Raw genomic sequence first — 14,699 nt, forward strand, 5'->3', positions numbered from 1 at the left:
TCGCCCCATCCTAGACCCGGCGTCGACGCGCCGGGCCCGCGCGTCAGACCCGCGCGGCGACGTCGGCGCCCACCTCGGCGGTGGTGCCCCGCGCGCCGTCCACCCGGTCCTTCAGGTGCGCCCACACCGCGGTGCGCACGCGCGCCGCGGCGCCGGTCTCGCCCACGTGCTCGAGCAGCAGGGCGGCGGAGAGGATGGCGGCCACGGGGTCGGCGATCCCCTGGCCCGCGATGTCCGGAGCGGAGCCGTGGACCGGCTCGAACATCGACGGCGCCGTGCCCTCGACGTTGATGTTGCCGGAGGCGGCGAGCCCGATGCCGCCGGTCACGGCCGCGGCGAGGTCCGTGATGATGTCCCCGAACAGGTTGTCCGTCACGATCACGTCGAAGCGGGCCGGGTCCGTCGCCAGGAAGATCATGGCGGCGTCGACGTGCATGTAGTCCCAGGTGACCGCGGGGAAGTCGGCCGCCACGGACTCCACGGTGCGGCGCCACAGGTGGCCGGCGTGGACCAGGACGTTGTGCTTGTGCACGAGCGTGAGGCGCTTGCGCTCGCCCGCGTCGGCGCGACGGAAGGCGTCCTCGACGACGCGGCGCACGCCGAACGCCGTGTTCACGGAGACCTCCGTGGCGATCTCGTGCGGGGTGTCCACGCGGATCGCACCGCCGTTGCCCACGTACGGCCCCTCCGTGCCCTCGCGCACCACGGTGAAGTCGATCTCGCCGGGCGCGGCCAGGGGGCTGACGGCGCCGGGCAGCAGGGTGGCCGGGCGCAGGTTCACGCCGTGGTCCAGCGCGAAGCGCAGCTTGAGCAGCATGCCGCGCTCGATCAGCCCGGACGGGATGCGCTCGTCCCCGGGCGCGGCGCCGACGGCCCCGAACAGGATCGCGTCGTGGCGGCGAAGGGACTCGAGGACCTCGTCCGTGAGCGCCTCGCCGGTCTCGAGCCAGTGCTCCGCACCCAGCGGATACGGGGTGAGCCGGGCCTCCGGACGCCCCTCGGCACGCAGCGCCGCCTGCAGGACGGCGGCGGCCTGGTCGGTGACCTCGGGGCCGATGCCGTCGCCGCCGATGACGGCGATGTCCAAGGGGTCTGCGGAGCTGCGTGTGGTCTCGGTCATGGCCCTCAGGCTACGCGCGGCACGCGTGAGGACCACATCGTGTGACACCCGGTCTCACCCTCCGGACGGACTCAGTCCTCGGCGGGCTCCTCGTGCCGCGGGAAGACCGGCTGCGGGGCGGGCAGCGGGGTGCCGGGGACCAGGTCCTCGTGGAACGCGGCGAAGGACCGCGGGCCGGTGCCGGACGCGCCGGTGCGGCCGGCGTCGCCCTCGGCGGGGACGCCGAGCAGGTCCAGCAGCCGCGAGGCCGAGCCGGGCATCACCGGCTGCGCGAGCAGGGCCACCCGGCGCACGGCCTGCAACGTCACGTACAGCACCGTGCGCATGCGCGGCTCGTCCGTCTTGCGCAGCACCCACGGGGCCTGGTCCGCGAAGTAGGCGTTGATCTCACCGAGCACGCGCCAGGTCTCCTCGAGCGCGTCGTGGAAGTCCTGCACCGCGTACGCGGACCGGGAGCGCTCCAGCAGGGCGTCGACCTGGGCCAGGACGGCGCGGTCCGCCTCGGTGAGCTCGCCCGGCTCGGGCACGGCGGCGCCGCAGTTCTTGGCCACCATGGACAGCGAGCGCTGGGCGAGGTTGCCGAGGTTGTTGGCCAGGTCCGCGTTCTTGCGGCTCACCACGGCCTCGTGGCTGTAGGAGCCGTCCGCGCCGAACGGGAACTCGCGCAGCAGGAAGAAGCGAATGGCGTCCAGGCCGTACCGGGCCACCCATTCCCGCGGGTGCACCACGTTGCCCAGGGACTTGGACATCTTGGCCCCGTTGTTGTTCAGGAAGCCATGGATCATGACGCGGCGCGGCAGCTCGAGGCCGGCCGACATGAGGAACGCGGGCCAGAAGATGCAGTGGAACCGGGAGATGTCCTTGCCGATCACGTGCAGGTCCGCCGGCCAGTAGCGCGCGAACGCCTCCGGGTCCTCCGCCGGCCAGCCCGCGCCGGTGAGGTAGTTCGTCAACGCGTCGACCCAGACGTAGGTGACGTGGTCGGCGCGCCGGTCGGCGTCGGCGGCGTCGGGGTCCGCGGGCGCCGGCAGGTCGATGCCCCACTGGAAGGAGGTCCGGGAGATGGACAGGTCCTCGAGCCCGGCCTCCACGAAGCGGATGACCTCGTTGAAGCGGTACCGGGGGGCGGCGAAGTCCGGGTGCTCGCGGTAGTGGTCCAGCAGCGGCTGCTGGTACTTGGACAGGCGGAAGAAATAGGACTCCTCCTCCGTCCACGTCACCTCGGTGCCGGTCTCGACGGCGCGGCGCACCCCGTCCTGACCCACCTCGGTCTCGTCCTCGCCGAAGTAGCGTTCGTCCCGCACGGAGTACCAGCCGGCGTAGGAGCCGAGGTAGATGTCCCCGTTGGCCTCCATCCGCCGCCAGATCTCGCGGACGGCCTCGGCGTGGTCCGTGTCCGTGGTGCGGATGAAGCGGTCGTAGGAGATGTCCAGGACGTCGTCGTCCATCTCCTTGAAGACGGCGGCGTTGCGCGTGGCCAGCTCGAGGGCGCTCACGCCCTGCTGCTGCGCCGTCTGCTCCATCTTCTGGCCGTGCTCGTCCGTGCCGGTCAGGAAGCGCACATCCCGCCCGTCGAGCCGCTGGAAGCGGGCCATCGCGTCCGAGGCGATGTACTCGTAGGCGTGGCCGATGTGCGGCTCGCCGTTCGGGTAGGAGATGGCCGTGGTCAGGTAGTACGGGGCGCGGGCGTCAGTCACAGTCGTCGAGTCTAGCGGCGGGCCCGGGGCCCGCGCCGAGGACGACGTCGTCCGCGCCGACGTCCGGGACGCCGTCGGCGGTCACCTGCAGATGGCCCGGCGCAGGCCGCAGGTGGAGGTGGGCCCACGGGGCCACCACGAGCACGGACGCCCCGATCATCTCGGTCAGCTCCTCCGCGTGCGTCGCCACGTGGTAGGCCAGGGTGCTGCGCCCGATCCCGAAGACGAGCGGCACCGCCTCGAGGACGATCGCGCCGAAGAAGAACACCGCGCCGCCCGCCACCGTCAGCGCTCGGGTCCGGCGGGGCAGGGCGACGGTGCACAGCGCGAGCAGCCCGAGGACGACGATCGCGGCCGGCGCGCCGAGGATCAGCCACTGGAACGCGGGCAGCGGGTTCTCCCCCGCGAACGGCAGGGCCTCCCACAGCTGGCCGGCCTGCTCGTGGATCTGCGTCGATTCGTCCAGGCTCATGGCCGCCAGCAGGGCCGCGGGGGTCAACCACGCGAGCAGGCTCCGCCGCCGATCCGCCCCCAGCGCGCGACGCACGAGACCCACCGTGGTGAAGCCCGCGGCCCCCAGCAGGAGCAGGCCCGAGCTCCACCACGCCGTGAGGTTGGCCTCGTGGTTCACGTCGAAGACCTCGCGCCACCACGGCACCTGCCGCGGGCCCAGCCCGAACACGAAGGGGAGGGCGAACGACCAGGCGGCGAGCAGGACACTGACGCCGATCAGCCCGCCCGCCGCGCGCCGGGCCCAGCGGCCCTGCACGCCCGGAGGCGTGGCGGGGCGGGCCGCTGCGGCGCGCGCGGTCGGGGCGGGTGCGGGGCGGGGCGGGGCTCGGCTGGACGCGACATGGACACCATCTCAACACAGGGCGACGCGCGCCGGCCCGGCGCGACACGGGGCGGTGGGCCCGGCCGGGTGGGATGCCACCCGCCGGCGTCGACGGGTCAGGCGGACAGGTCCACCTCGGCCGCCCGTGCGGCGCCGATCGCGGCGGCCAGCGTGGCCGCGGTGTCTCCGGACAGCGCCCCGTCCAGGGTCAGCACGGCCAGGGCGGCGCCCTCGTCGTCGCGCGAGACGTCCATGCCGGCGATGTTCACGCCCTGCACCCCGAGGGCCTGGCCCAGGACGCCGATGACGCCCGGGCGGTCCTGATAGGCGAACACGAGCAGGTGGTCGGCCAGCGGCACCTCGAGCTCGTGCCGGTCCACGCCCACGAGCTTCTGCACCTGGCGCGGGCCGGTGAGTGTGCCGGTGACGGCGGTCTGGGCGCCCTGCGCGGTCGCGGCGCGCACCGTGACGGTGTTGCGGTAGGACTCGGACACCGCGGTGGTGGTGAGGCGGCACTCGACGCCGCGCTGCTCGGCCAGCACGGGGGCGTTCACGTAGGAGACCTGGTCCGAGACGATGTCCGTGAACACGCCCTTCAGGGCGGCCAGGCGCATCGCGGAGACGTCGTGCTCGGCGATCTCACCGGCGATCTCCACCTCGACGGCCGTGATGGACTGCTCGCCCACCAGCGCGGTGAGCACGCGGCCCAGCTTCTCGGCCAGCGGCAGGCCGGGGCGCACGTCCTCGTGGATCGCGCCGCCGGTCACGTTCACGGCGTCCGGCACGAGCTCGCCGGAGAGGGCCAGGCGCACGGAGCCGGCGACGGCGACGCCCGCCTTCTCCTGGGCCTCGGCGGTCGAGGCGCCCAGGTGGGGGGTGACGACGGCGGAGTCGTGGGCGAAGAACGCCAGGTCCGTGGCCGGCTCGGAGCTGAAGACGTCGATGCCGGCACCCCCGATGGTCCCGGCCTCGAGCGCGCGGGCGAGGGCGTCCTCGTCCACGAGGCCGCCGCGGGCCACGTTCACGATGATCGCGGTGTCCTTCATGCGGGCGAACTGCTCATCGCCGATCATGCCGACCGTCTCGGGGGTCTTGGGCATGTGGATCGTGACCACGTCGGCGCGCTCGAGCAGCTCGTCCAGCTCGACGAGGCTCGCGCCGAGCTGCTGCGCGCGGGCGGTGGTCACGTAGGGGTCGTAGGCGAGGATCTCCATGCCGAACGCCTTCATGCGCTCGGCCACGAGCGCGCCGATGCGGCCCAGGCCGATCACGCCCAGCCGCTTGCCGTACAGCTCGACGCCCGTGTACTTCGAACGCTTCCACTCCCCCGCCTTCAGCGAGCCGTGGGCGGCCGCGATGTTGCGGGCGGCGGCCAGGATGTGGCCGCAGGTGAGCTCGGCGGCGGAGATGATGTTCGACGTCGGCGCGTTGACGACCATGACGCCGGCCTCGGTGGCGGCGGGCACGTCCACGTTGTCCAGTCCGACGCCGGCGCGCGCGATGACCTTCAGCTGCGGCGCGGCGGCGATCGCCTCGGCGTCCATCTGGGTGGCCGAGCGGATCAGCACCGCGTCGACGTCGCGCAGGTCCTCGAGGAGGCGGGCGCGGTCGGCGCCGTCCGTGCGGCGGATCTCGAAGTCGGGGCCGAGGGCCTCGACGGTGGCGGGCGAGAGTTCCTCGGCGATCAGGACGACGGGCTGGGCTGCGCTCACGGGTGCTCCTGGAGGTGTGGTGCGGTGGGATGGAAGGCGGGCCGGCCCGCGCTCCGGTCCGAGCCTAGACGCGTGACCGGACCGTGGCCGGAATGCGACGCCGGCCCCGAAGCGCGATGCCCGGGGCCGGCGTCGGGGGCTCAGGCGGCTCAGCGGGCCGCAGTGCCCTCGGTGTAGTCGTCGTCCGCGTCCTTGAGCCAGGAGAACATCTGGCGCAGCTCGCGGCCGGTCTTCTCGATCGGGTGGGCCTCGCCCCGGGCGCGCAGCTCCTTGAACTCGGGCGCACCGGCCTTCTGGTCGTCCATGAAGCGCTGCGCGAAGGCGCCGGACTGGATGTCGGCGAGGACCGCCTTCATGTTCTCCTTCACGTCGGGGGTGATGACGCGGGGGCCGGAGACGTAGTCGCCGTACTCCGCGGTGTCGGAGATGGACCAGCGCTGCTTGGCGATGCCGCCCTCGACCATGAGGTCGACGATGAGCTTCAGCTCGTGCAGCACCTCGAAGTAGGCGATCTCGGGCTGGTAGCCGGCCTCGGTGAGGGTCTCGAAGCCGTACTGCACGAGCTGGGAGGCGCCGCCGCAGAGCACGGCCTGCTCGCCGAACAGGTCGGTCTCGGTCTCCTCGGTGAAGGTCGTCTCGATGACACCGGCGCGGGTGCCGCCCACGGCCTTGGCGTAGGACAGGGCGAGGGCGTGGGCCTGGCCGGAGGCGTCCTTCTCGACGGCGATCAGCGCGGGCACGCCGCGGCCGGCCTCGAACTCGCGGCGCACCACGTGGCCCGGGCCCTTGGGGGCGACCAGGGCGACGTCGACGCCCTCGGGGGCCTGGATGTAGCCGAAGCGCACGTTGAAGCCGTGCGCGAAGAACAGGGCGTCGCCCTCCTGCAGGTTGCCGGCGATGTGCTGCTCGTACACGTCGGCCTGGACCTGGTCCGGGGTGAGGATCATGATCAGGTCGGCCTCGGCGGCGGCGGTGGCGACGTCGACGACGCGCAGGCCCTCGGCCTCGGCCTTGGCGCGGGACCTGGAGCCCTCGGCGAGGCCGATGCGCACGTCCACGCCGGAGTCGCGCAGCGACAGGGCGTGGGCGTGGCCCTGGGAGCCGTAGCCGATGACGGCCACGGTGCGGCCCTGGATGATCGACAGGTCGGCGTCGTCGTCGTAGAACTTCTTCACGGTCATGCTGTTCTCCTCACGGGATGGGTGGATCGGGACGGGTCAGCGGGCCAGGGCGCGGTCGGTCATGGACCGCGGCCCCCGGGCGAGGGCGAGGGTGCCCGAGCGGACGAGCTCACGCACGCCGTAGGGCTCCATCATCTCGAGGAAGGCCTCGAGCTTGTCACGGGTGCCGGTGGCCTCGAGGGTCAGGGACTCCGGGGCCACGTCGACGACGTGGGCGCGGAACAGGTCGGCCGCCTGGACGACCTGACCGCGGGTGGCGGCATCGGCGCGCACCTTGACGAGCAGGTGGTCGCGCTGAACGGAGGAGTCGGGCGTGAGCTCGACGACCTTGATCACGTTGATCAGCTTGTTCAGCTGCTTGGTGACCTGCTCGAGCAGGTCCGTGTCGGCGTCGACGACCACGGTGATCCGGGACAGGCCCTCGACCTCCGTGACGCCCACGGCCAGCGAGTGGATGTTGAACGCGCGCCGGGCGAAGAGGCCGGCCACGCGGGTCAGGGTGCCGGGCACGTCCTCGACGAGCACGGACAGGGTGTGGCGTTCCATCGGTTGCCCTCCTCAGTCTTCCTGGTCCCAGTCGGGCGTCATGCCCCGGGCCACCTGGATCGCGTCGTTGCTGACCCCCGCGGGGACCATCGGCCAGACCATGGCGTCACGGGAGACCACGAAGTCCACGATCACGGGGCGGTCGTCGATGGCGAGGGCCTGGCGGATGGTGTCGTCCAGGTCCTCCCGGCGGTCGCAGCGCAGGCCCGCGGCGCCGTAGGCGTCGGCGAGCTTGACGAAGTCCGGCACCCGGGCGGTGTCATGGCCCGTGTTGAGGTCCGTGTTCGAGTAGCGCCCGTCGTAGAAGAGGGTCTGCCACTGGCGCACCATGCCCAGCGAGGAGTTGTTGATCACCGCGATCTTGATGGGGATGCGGTTGATCACGCACGTGGCGAGCTCCTGGTTGGTCATCTGGAAGCAGCCGTCGCCGTCGATGGCCCAGACCACGCGGTCGGGTTCGCCCACCTGCGCCCCCATCGCGGCGGGGACGGCGAAGCCCATCGTTCCGAGGCCGGCCGAGTTGAGCCACTGGCGCGGACGCTCGTAGGCGACGAACTGGCTGGCCCACATCTGGTGCTGGCCGACGCCGGCCACGTAGGTGGCCTCGGGACCGGACAGGGCCGACAGACGCGAGATCACCTCCTGGGGCGCGAGGAGGCCGTCCTCGGTCTCGGTCCAGCCCATCGGGTAGGTGTCCTGCAGGCGCCGCAGCACCGCCCACCAGTCGGCGAGGTCGGGCAGCGCCTCGGGGTCCGTCGCGAGCTCGGCCACCAGGTCCGGGATGATCTCCTTGACGTGGCCGACGATCGGCACGTCCGCGGTGCGGTTCTTGGAGATCTCGGCCGGGTCGATGTCCGCGTGGATCACGCGGGCGCCGGGGGCGAACGAGGGCAGGTGACCGGTCACGCGGTCGTCGAAGCGGGCGCCGAGCGTGATCAGCAGGTCGGCCTGCTGGAGCGCGGCCACGGCGGGGACGCCGCCGTGCATGCCCGGCATGCCCAGGTGCTGGGGGTGCGAGTCGGGGAAGACGCCGCGGGCGGTGAGGGTGGTGACCACCGGGGCGCCCGTGAGCTCGGCGAGGGCGCGCAGCTCCTCGTGGGCCTCGCCGCGGGCCACGCCGCCGCCCGCATACAGCACGGGGCGCCGGGCCTCGCGGATCAGCCGAGCGGCCTCGCGGATCTGCCGGGGGTGGCCGCGCAGGACGGGGCGGTAGCCGGGCAGGTCGATCCGGGGCGGCCACGCGAACTCGAACTCGCCCTGCTGGGCGTCCTTGGTGACGTCCACGAGCACGGGCCCGGGCCGGCCCGTGGCGGCGATGTGGAACGCCTCGGCGAGGGCCTGGGGGACGTCCTCGGGCCGGGTCACGAGCCGGGAGTGCTTGGTGATGGGCATCGTGATGCCCACGATGTCCGCCTCCTGGAAGGCATCCGTGCCGATCGCGGCGGAGGAGACCTGGCCGGTGATGAACACGACCGCCTGGGAGTCCATGTGGGCGTCCGCGATGGCGGTCACCAGGTTGGTGGCGCCGGGACCGGAGGTGGCGATGGCCACGCCGACCTTGCCGGTGGCCAGGTGGTAGCCCTGCGCCGCGTGACCGGCACCCTGCTCGTGGCGCACCAGGATGTGGCGGATCCGATCGGAGTCCATGAGCGGGTCGTAGGTCGGCAGGATGGCGCCGCCGGGCAGCCCGAACACGTCCGTGACCCCCAGCTCCTCCAGGGAGCGGATGATGCCCTCGGAGCCGGTCATCCGGGTCGGCTCGACGCGGGAGCCCTCGCCGGGCACCCGCGGCTCGACGATCTCGGGCCGGGGGGCCGGACGGCGCTCCTGGACCCGGGCGGTCTCCGTCGGGCGGGAGGCCGGCGTCGGGACCTGCGGGACCGCCGCGCGGGCGTCGCGGGGGGTCGTGCTCATGGGGTCACCTCACTGCGTTCGTCGCTGCGTGTCCGTCGCGGGGGCGTCGGACGGTCGTCGTTCGGATCCGTCGGGCGTCGGGGACCGTGGCCGCGTCGATGACGGATCGGGCCGGCGTGGCGGAGTCTGAGGTGGGGACACGGGCCGCCGGGTCCTTCGGGGTGGTCTCAGTATCGACAGCCGTGCGCCCCGTCCGCCATCGACCACCCGCCTGTCTCGCAATGTGAGATAAAGCGTCACATCGTGAGACGACCGGGCGGTCGGGGTCGGATCCCGGGCCTGCGCCCACCCTAGTCAGCCGCCGCGGGGGCGGCCGCCTTCACCCACGTTCCGTGATGGAGCACCCCGCGCACCTCGAGCTCGGGGCCGAAGACGACGGCGTCCGCTCGGCTCCCGGCTCGGAGCCGGCCGACGTCGGGAAGCCCCAGGGCGTCCGCGGGCGCGGCCGTCGCCGCCCGCAGCGCGGCGTCGAGGTCGACCCCGGCGACGACGGCGGAGCGCACCGAGCCGGTGACCGTGGCCGTGGACCCGGCGATGGCCCCGGCTGCGCCGTCCGCGCCGACCACCCGCGCGACGCCGTCGTGGACCCGGACCCGCAGCGGCCCGAGGGGGAACTCGCCGTCGCCGCAGCCGGCGGCGGCCATGGAGTCCGAGACGAGGATCCACCGCTCCCCGGCCTCCCGGGCGACCCGCCGCACCGTGGCCGCATGCAGGTGGACGCCGTCCACGATGGTCTCGATCCCCACGCGCGGGTCCTCCAGCAGGGCGACGGCCGGCCCGGGCTCGCGATGGTGGGTGGGCCGGCACGCGTTGTGCAGGTGCGTGGCCATCCGCGCCCCCGCGTCGATCGCCGCGCGCGTGGTCTCGTAGGAGGCGTCCGTGTGGCCGATCGCGACGACGACGCCCGCCTCCGCCAGCCGGCCCACCGCGTCGAGGGCCCCGGGCAGCTCGGGGGCCAGCGTGACCATCGCCAGGTGGCCCGCGCCGACCTCGACGAGGCGAGCGACGTCCTCGGGCTCCGGCGCCCGCAGCGACGCGGCCCGGTGCGCGCCGCGGTGCAGGGGCGAGAGCCAGGGACCCTCGAGGTGCACGCCGGCCAGCACCCCCTCTGCGCACAGGGGCGTCAGGGCCGTCAGCTGCGCCGCGAGCGCGTCGACCTCGTCCGTGACGAGGGAGGCCACCACCGTGGTCGTGCCCGCGCGAACGTGGGCCGCGGCCGCCGCGCGTGCCGCGGCCGCGCCGGACTCGAAGGCGTGTCCGCCGCCGCCGTGGCAGTGCACGTCCACGCAGCCGGGAGCGAGGAGGGCGTCGCCGAGGTCGTGGACGGGGCCGTGGGTGCGCGGCGGGTCCCCGCCCCCGACGGCCACCACCCGGCCCTCGGCCAGGGCGATCCAGCCGGGGCCGCCGAGGCGCTCACCGTCATGGACGCGGTCCGCGCACAGCACCGACGGGGACGCGGCGGCCGGCGACGCCTGCTCGGCGCGCGGCCGGTGAGGGACCGAGGCGGGCACGGATGCACCTTCCGGGGTGGGCGGGTCGATGGACGAGGGGCGCTCAGAGGCCCTGCCAGGACGGCTTGGCCTCCCACATGTGGCGGTACTCCCCCGCGAGCTCGAGTCGCCCGGCGGCGGCCTCGTCCACGAGGACGGTCACATGCGGGTGCAGCTGCAGGGCCGTGACCGGCCAGCGCGCGCTCACGGGGCCCTCCACGAGCTGCCGCACCGCCTCGGCCTTTCCCTCGCCCCGGGCCAGCAGGACCAGGTGCCGGGCGTCGAGGATCGTGCCGACGCCCTGGGTGAGGCAGTGGGTCGGCACCTGGTCGAGGTCGCCGTCGAAGAAGCGGGCGTTGTCCCGCCGGGTCTGCTCGGCGAGCACCTTGATGCGCGTGCGGGAGGCGAGGGAGGAGCCGGGCTCGTTGAACGCGATGTGCCCGTCCGTGCCCACGCCGAGCAGCTGCACGTCCACGCCGCCGGCCTCACGCAGCGCCTCCTCGTAGGCGGCGCAGGCGCCCGGGACGTCCGCCGCCCCGCCGTCCGGACCGTGCACGGCCTCCGGGGCGATGTCCGTGCGCGCGACGAACTCCCGCTCGATCACGGTGCGGTAGGACTCGGGGTGTCCCGCGGGCAGGCCGACGTACTCGTCCAGCAGGAACGCGCGGCAGGAGCGCAGGGACAGCTCCCCGTCCCGGACCCGGCGGGCGAGCTCGGCGTAGACGGGCAGCGGCGAGGAGCCGGTGGCCAGCCCCAGGACGGCCTCGGGACGGGCCGCCACGTGGGCGGCCACCGCGTCCGCGCCGTGCCGGCCCAGGGCGGCGGCGTCGGGCAGGATGACGACCTCCATCAGCGCGCCTCCCGCCCGGGACGCGGCGGGGTTCCCCCGGCCCGGGCGTCGGTCTCGTGCATGCTCATCCTCTGCTCGTCTCGGCGTGCGGGCCGACCGGCCCTCAGCCCAGGTAGGCGCCCTCGGCGGCCGAGTGCACCAGCTTGGCGTACTTGCCCAGCACGCCCGTGGTGAACTTCGGCTCCACCGGCTTCCAGGACTCGCGGCGGGCGGCGAGCTCGGCCTCGTCCACGAGCAGGTCCATGGTGCGTCCGGCGATGTCCACGCGGATGCGGTCGCCGTCCTGCACCAGGCCGATCGGCCCTCCCTCGGCGGCCTCGGGAGCGATGTGGCCGATGCACAGGCCGGTGGTGCCGCCGGAGAAGCGCCCGTCGGTGATCAACAGGACGTCCTTGCCCAGGCCCGCACCCTTGATGGCGCCGGTGATCGCGAGCATCTCGCGCATGCCCGGGCCGCCCTTCGGGCCCTCATAGCGGATGACCACGACGTCGCCGGCGGCGATGGTCCCGTCCTCGAGGGCGTCCATGGCGGCGCGCTCCCGGTCGAAGACGCGCGCGGTGCCCTCGAAGACGTCCGCATCGAAGCCGGCGGACTTCACGACGGCGCCCTCCGGGGCCAGCGAGCCGTGGAGGATCGCGATGCCGCCGTTGGGGTGCATCGCGTCGTCCATGGTGCGGATGACCTTGCCGTCCACCGGGTCCGGATCGAGCGCGGCCAGGTTCTCGGCGAGCGTCTTGCCGGTGACGGTGAGGGTGTCCCCGTGCAGCAGGCCCTCGTCCAGCAGGGCCTTCATGACCACCGGGACGCCGCCGATGCGGTCCACGTCCGTCATGACGTACTGGCCGAACGGCTTGAGGTCGGCGATGTGCGGAGTGCGGTCGGCGATGCGGTTGAAGTCGGACAGCTGCAGGTCCACGCCCGCCTCCCGGGCGATGGCGAGCAGGTGCAGCACGGCGTTGGTGGAGCCGCCGAACGCCATGGTCACGGCGATCGCGTTCTCGAACGCGGGCTTGGTCATGATGTCCCGGGCCGTGATGCCCTGGCGGAGCATGTTCACCACGGCCTCGCCGGAGCGGCGCGCGAAGGCGTCGCGGCGGCGGTCCGCGGAGGGGGCGGCGGCGGAACCGGGCAGGGACATGCCGAGGGCCTCACCGATGGAGGCCATGGTGTTGGCGGTGTACATGCCGCCGCAGGCGCCCTCGCCCGGGGCGATGGACTTCTCGATGCGGAGCAGGTCCTCCTCGGACATGAGACCGCGGGCGCAGGCGCCGACCGCCTCGAAGGCGTCGATGATGGTCACCTGCCTCTCGGTGCCGTCGGTCAGGCGGGCCACGCCCGGCATGATCGAGCCGGCGTAGACGAACACGGAGGCCAGGTCCAGGCGGGCGGCGGCCATGAGCATGCCCGGGAGCGACTTGTCGCAGCCGGCGAGCAGGACGGAGCCGTCCAGGCGCTCGGCCATCATCACGGTCTCCACCGAGTCGGCGATCACCTCGCGGGAGACGAGGGAGAAGTGCATGCCCTCGTGGCCCATGGAGATGCCGTCCGAGACGGAGACCGTGCCGAACTCCAGCGGATATCCGCCGGCGGCGTGGACGCCGTCCTTCGAGGCCTGGGCGAGGCGGTCCAGGGAGAGGTTGCAGGGGGTGATCTCGTTCCAGGACGAGGCGATGCCGATCTGCGGCTTGCCGAAGTCCTCGTCCCCCATGCCGACCGCGCGGAGCATGCCGCGGGCGGCGGTGCGCTCCATCCCGTCGGTGACGTCGCGCGAGCGCGGCTTGATGTCGGGAGCGGCGGACGGGGTGCTGGGAGTCGACGCGGCGGAGTCCATGCCGCGGAGTCTAGTGAGCACGGCGCCACCGGGCCGACGCGACGTCCCCGTGTGACGGGTGCCGCGGCATGACACGTGCGGACGGGTCCGCGTACGTTGGGGCCATGGACACGCCCACCCTGCACAGACGGCTGCGCCGCGTCTTCGATGCGCGCGTGTTCAACCACGGCGACTACAACGTCGTCTACGGCCAGCCCTCGGGCTCTTCCTCCCCCCTCGTGATCGGCTACCGCCACCAGCCGCTCGAGATGCTGCTGTGCCCGTTCGACCCCACCTCCACCCCGGACGACCACGACCGCCGCGCGCCGGGCGTGGCCGAGGACGATCCGCACGGCCCGGTGACCGAGGCCTCCGCGGACCGCGCCGACGTCGTCGAGGTGGGGCTGGCCAACGTGGCCACCGTGGCGGACACGGGCAGCGGCTATCAGGTGGAGACCGTCACGGGCTTCCGGACGTGGTTCGACGTCCCGGAGCACACGCGGGTGCCGGTGGGCGACCTCACGGAGGACGGCACCGCGGAGCTCGACCAGGCCGAGGACGCCACCGACTTCCACGCCTTCATGACCGCCTTCATGGACGAGCTGGACCGCCTCTACGCGGCCCCGGAGCCGGACACGACGGACGTCACGCCCCCCGATTTGCACGGCGTCTGAAACCCCTGGTAGGGTTTCACCTCGTTGCACGGCGCACCGGAGAGATCCGAGAGGCGGTGCGGCATCTGCACCTCTAGCTCAACCGGTAGAGCATCTGACTCTTAATCAGCAGGTTCCGGGTTCGAGTCCCGGGGGGTGCACCCACCGGAGCGAAGGCCCCGTCTCCACGGAGACGGGGCCTTCGTCGTCCCCGCTCCCCGTCCGGGCCCACCGTAGGCTGGGGCCCATGACCGACACGACCCAGCACCGCCTCCAGCCCGGCGACACGGCGCCCGCGTTCACCCTCCAGGACCAGGAGGGCCGGCCCGTCTCGCTGCGCGACAGCGCGGGCAAGCACACGATCGTCTACTTCTACCCGGCCGCGTCCACGCCCGGCTGCACCACGCAGGCCTGCGACTTCCGGGACAGCCTCGCCTCCCTGACCGCGGCCGGCTACGTCGTCCTGGGGATCTCCCCCGACCCGATCGGCAGGATCATCCGGTTCGCCGAGCAGGAGGGCCTGACGTTCCCCCTGCTCTCGGACGAGGACCACGCGGTGGCCGAGGCCTACGGCGCCTGGGGTGAGAAGAAGAACTACGGGCGGACCTTCGAGGGTCTGATCCGCTCCACGATCGTCGTCGGCCCGGACGGGAAGGTCACCCACGCGCAGTACAACGTGAAGGCGACCGGCCACGTGGCCCGACTGCGCCGCACCCTCGGCCTCGACGAGGCCTGATCCGCGCCCGCCGCGCCCGGGCGCCGCACGGTAGGATCGGGGCTCGCCCCGCCCGCGCGGGGTGTGCGCGGGCGTGGCGGAACTGGTAGACGCGCTGGATTTAGGTTCCAGTGTCCTGGACGTGGGGGTTCGAGTCCCCCCGCCCGCACTCCCCG

The 14,699-nt window shown here is 73.4% G+C and carries 12 protein-coding genes and 2 tRNA genes; 4 read left to right on the forward strand and 10 right to left on the reverse strand.

Annotated features, from left to right (window positions below):
• Positions 1 to 43 precede the first annotated feature (43 nt).
• From G6R13_RS01010 to ilvD, 10 genes are all read right to left on the reverse strand, one after another.
• Positions 44 to 1,120 carry a 3-isopropylmalate dehydrogenase gene (locus G6R13_RS01010; protein WP_069941572.1) on the reverse strand — a complete coding sequence of 359 codons (1,077 nt, stop codon included), beginning with the start codon at positions 1,118 to 1,120 and terminating at the stop codon, positions 44 to 46.
• 71 nt (positions 1,121 to 1,191) lie between these two features.
• Complete coding sequence (gene metG / locus G6R13_RS01015; protein ID WP_049145187.1) at positions 1,192 to 2,817, reverse strand: methionine--tRNA ligase; 1,626 nt, start codon at positions 2,815 to 2,817, stop codon at positions 1,192 to 1,194.
• The gene (locus G6R13_RS01020) at positions 2,810 to 3,586 is read right to left on the reverse strand and encodes a hypothetical protein (RefSeq protein WP_049160431.1); all 777 of its coding nucleotides are present in this window, start codon (positions 3,584 to 3,586) and stop codon (positions 2,810 to 2,812) included. The genes metG and G6R13_RS01020 overlap by 8 nt, the downstream gene beginning before the upstream one ends.
• A 182-nt stretch (positions 3,587 to 3,768) precedes the next feature.
• Positions 3,769 to 5,364, reverse strand: coding sequence for a phosphoglycerate dehydrogenase (serA, locus tag G6R13_RS01025; RefSeq protein WP_100058409.1), 1,596 nt, complete (start codon positions 5,362 to 5,364; stop codon positions 3,769 to 3,771).
• 149 nt (positions 5,365 to 5,513) lie between these two features.
• Positions 5,514 to 6,545 (reverse strand): ketol-acid reductoisomerase, encoded by a 1,032-nt coding sequence (ilvC, locus tag G6R13_RS01030; RefSeq protein WP_100058408.1) that lies wholly within the window; start codon positions 6,543 to 6,545, stop codon positions 5,514 to 5,516.
• 36 nt (positions 6,546 to 6,581) lie between these two features.
• On the reverse strand, positions 6,582 to 7,091 hold the full coding sequence (gene ilvN, locus G6R13_RS01035; RefSeq protein WP_002854209.1) for an acetolactate synthase small subunit: 510 nt from the start codon (positions 7,089 to 7,091) through the stop codon (positions 6,582 to 6,584).
• A gap of 12 nt (positions 7,092 to 7,103) precedes the next feature.
• Positions 7,104 to 9,005 carry an acetolactate synthase large subunit gene (locus G6R13_RS01040; RefSeq protein ID WP_101967178.1) on the reverse strand — a complete coding sequence of 634 codons (1,902 nt, stop codon included), beginning with the start codon at positions 9,003 to 9,005 and terminating at the stop codon, positions 7,104 to 7,106.
• A 290-nt stretch (positions 9,006 to 9,295) separates the two neighbouring features.
• The gene (locus G6R13_RS01045; protein WP_123244091.1) at positions 9,296 to 10,516 is read right to left on the reverse strand and encodes an amidohydrolase family protein; all 1,221 of its coding nucleotides are present in this window, start codon (positions 10,514 to 10,516) and stop codon (positions 9,296 to 9,298) included.
• A gap of 43 nt (positions 10,517 to 10,559) precedes the next feature.
• Positions 10,560 to 11,345: a glucosamine-6-phosphate deaminase gene (gene nagB / locus G6R13_RS01050; RefSeq protein WP_123244092.1), complete on the reverse strand. Its 786-nt coding sequence runs from the start codon at positions 11,343 to 11,345 to the stop codon at positions 10,560 to 10,562.
• Positions 11,346 to 11,448: 103 nt separating this feature from the next.
• Positions 11,449 to 13,176: a dihydroxy-acid dehydratase gene (ilvD, locus tag G6R13_RS01055; protein WP_069941567.1), complete on the reverse strand. Its 1,728-nt coding sequence runs from the start codon at positions 13,174 to 13,176 to the stop codon at positions 11,449 to 11,451.
• A gap of 104 nt (positions 13,177 to 13,280) precedes the next feature.
• On the opposite strand from ilvD, the gene G6R13_RS01060 reads away from it, so the two are divergent.
• The 4 genes from G6R13_RS01060 (at position 13,281) to G6R13_RS01075 (ending at position 14,692) form a co-directional block, all read left to right on the forward strand.
• Positions 13,281 to 13,829 (forward strand): hypothetical protein, encoded by a 549-nt coding sequence (locus G6R13_RS01060; RefSeq protein WP_065573672.1) that lies wholly within the window; start codon positions 13,281 to 13,283, stop codon positions 13,827 to 13,829.
• A 67-nt stretch (positions 13,830 to 13,896) separates the two neighbouring features.
• Positions 13,897 to 13,969: transfer RNA gene (locus tag G6R13_RS01065), tRNA-Lys, on the forward strand.
• Positions 13,970 to 14,055: 86 nt separating this feature from the next.
• Positions 14,056 to 14,544 (forward strand): thioredoxin-dependent thiol peroxidase, encoded by a 489-nt coding sequence (gene bcp, locus G6R13_RS01070; protein ID WP_036382122.1) that lies wholly within the window; start codon positions 14,056 to 14,058, stop codon positions 14,542 to 14,544.
• Between the two features lie 67 nt (positions 14,545 to 14,611).
• Positions 14,612 to 14,692, forward strand: a tRNA-Leu gene (locus G6R13_RS01075).
• The last annotated feature ends 7 nt before the right edge of the window (positions 14,693 to 14,699 follow it).

It is taken from the genome of Micrococcus sp. Alg238-R198, assembly GCF_900537135.1.
GTDB lineage: Bacteria > Actinomycetota > Actinomycetes > Actinomycetales > Micrococcaceae > Micrococcus > Micrococcus luteus.

Bases quoted from the DNA above. Each gene is read 5' to 3' on its own strand.
- G6R13_RS01010 (WP_069941572.1), bottom strand. From the start codon at position 1,120: ATGACCGAGACCACACGCAGCTCCGCAGACCCCTTGGACATCGCCGTC.
- ilvC (WP_100058408.1), bottom strand. From the start codon at position 6,545: ATGACCGTGAAGAAGTTCTACGACGACGACGCCGACCTGTCGATCATC.
- ilvN (WP_002854209.1), bottom strand. From the start codon at position 7,091: ATGGAACGCCACACCCTGTCCGTGCTCGTCGAGGACGTGCCCGGCACC.
- G6R13_RS01040 (WP_101967178.1), bottom strand. From the start codon at position 9,005: ATGAGCACGACCCCCCGCGACGCCCGCGCGGCGGTCCCGCAGGTCCCG.
- nagB (WP_123244092.1), bottom strand. From the start codon at position 11,345: ATGGAGGTCGTCATCCTGCCCGACGCCGCCGCCCTGGGCCGGCACGGC.
- ilvD (WP_069941567.1), bottom strand. From the start codon at position 13,176: ATGGACTCCGCCGCGTCGACTCCCAGCACCCCGTCCGCCGCTCCCGAC.
- G6R13_RS01060 (WP_065573672.1), top strand. From the start codon at position 13,281: ATGGACACGCCCACCCTGCACAGACGGCTGCGCCGCGTCTTCGATGCG.
- bcp (WP_036382122.1), top strand. From the start codon at position 14,056: ATGACCGACACGACCCAGCACCGCCTCCAGCCCGGCGACACGGCGCCC.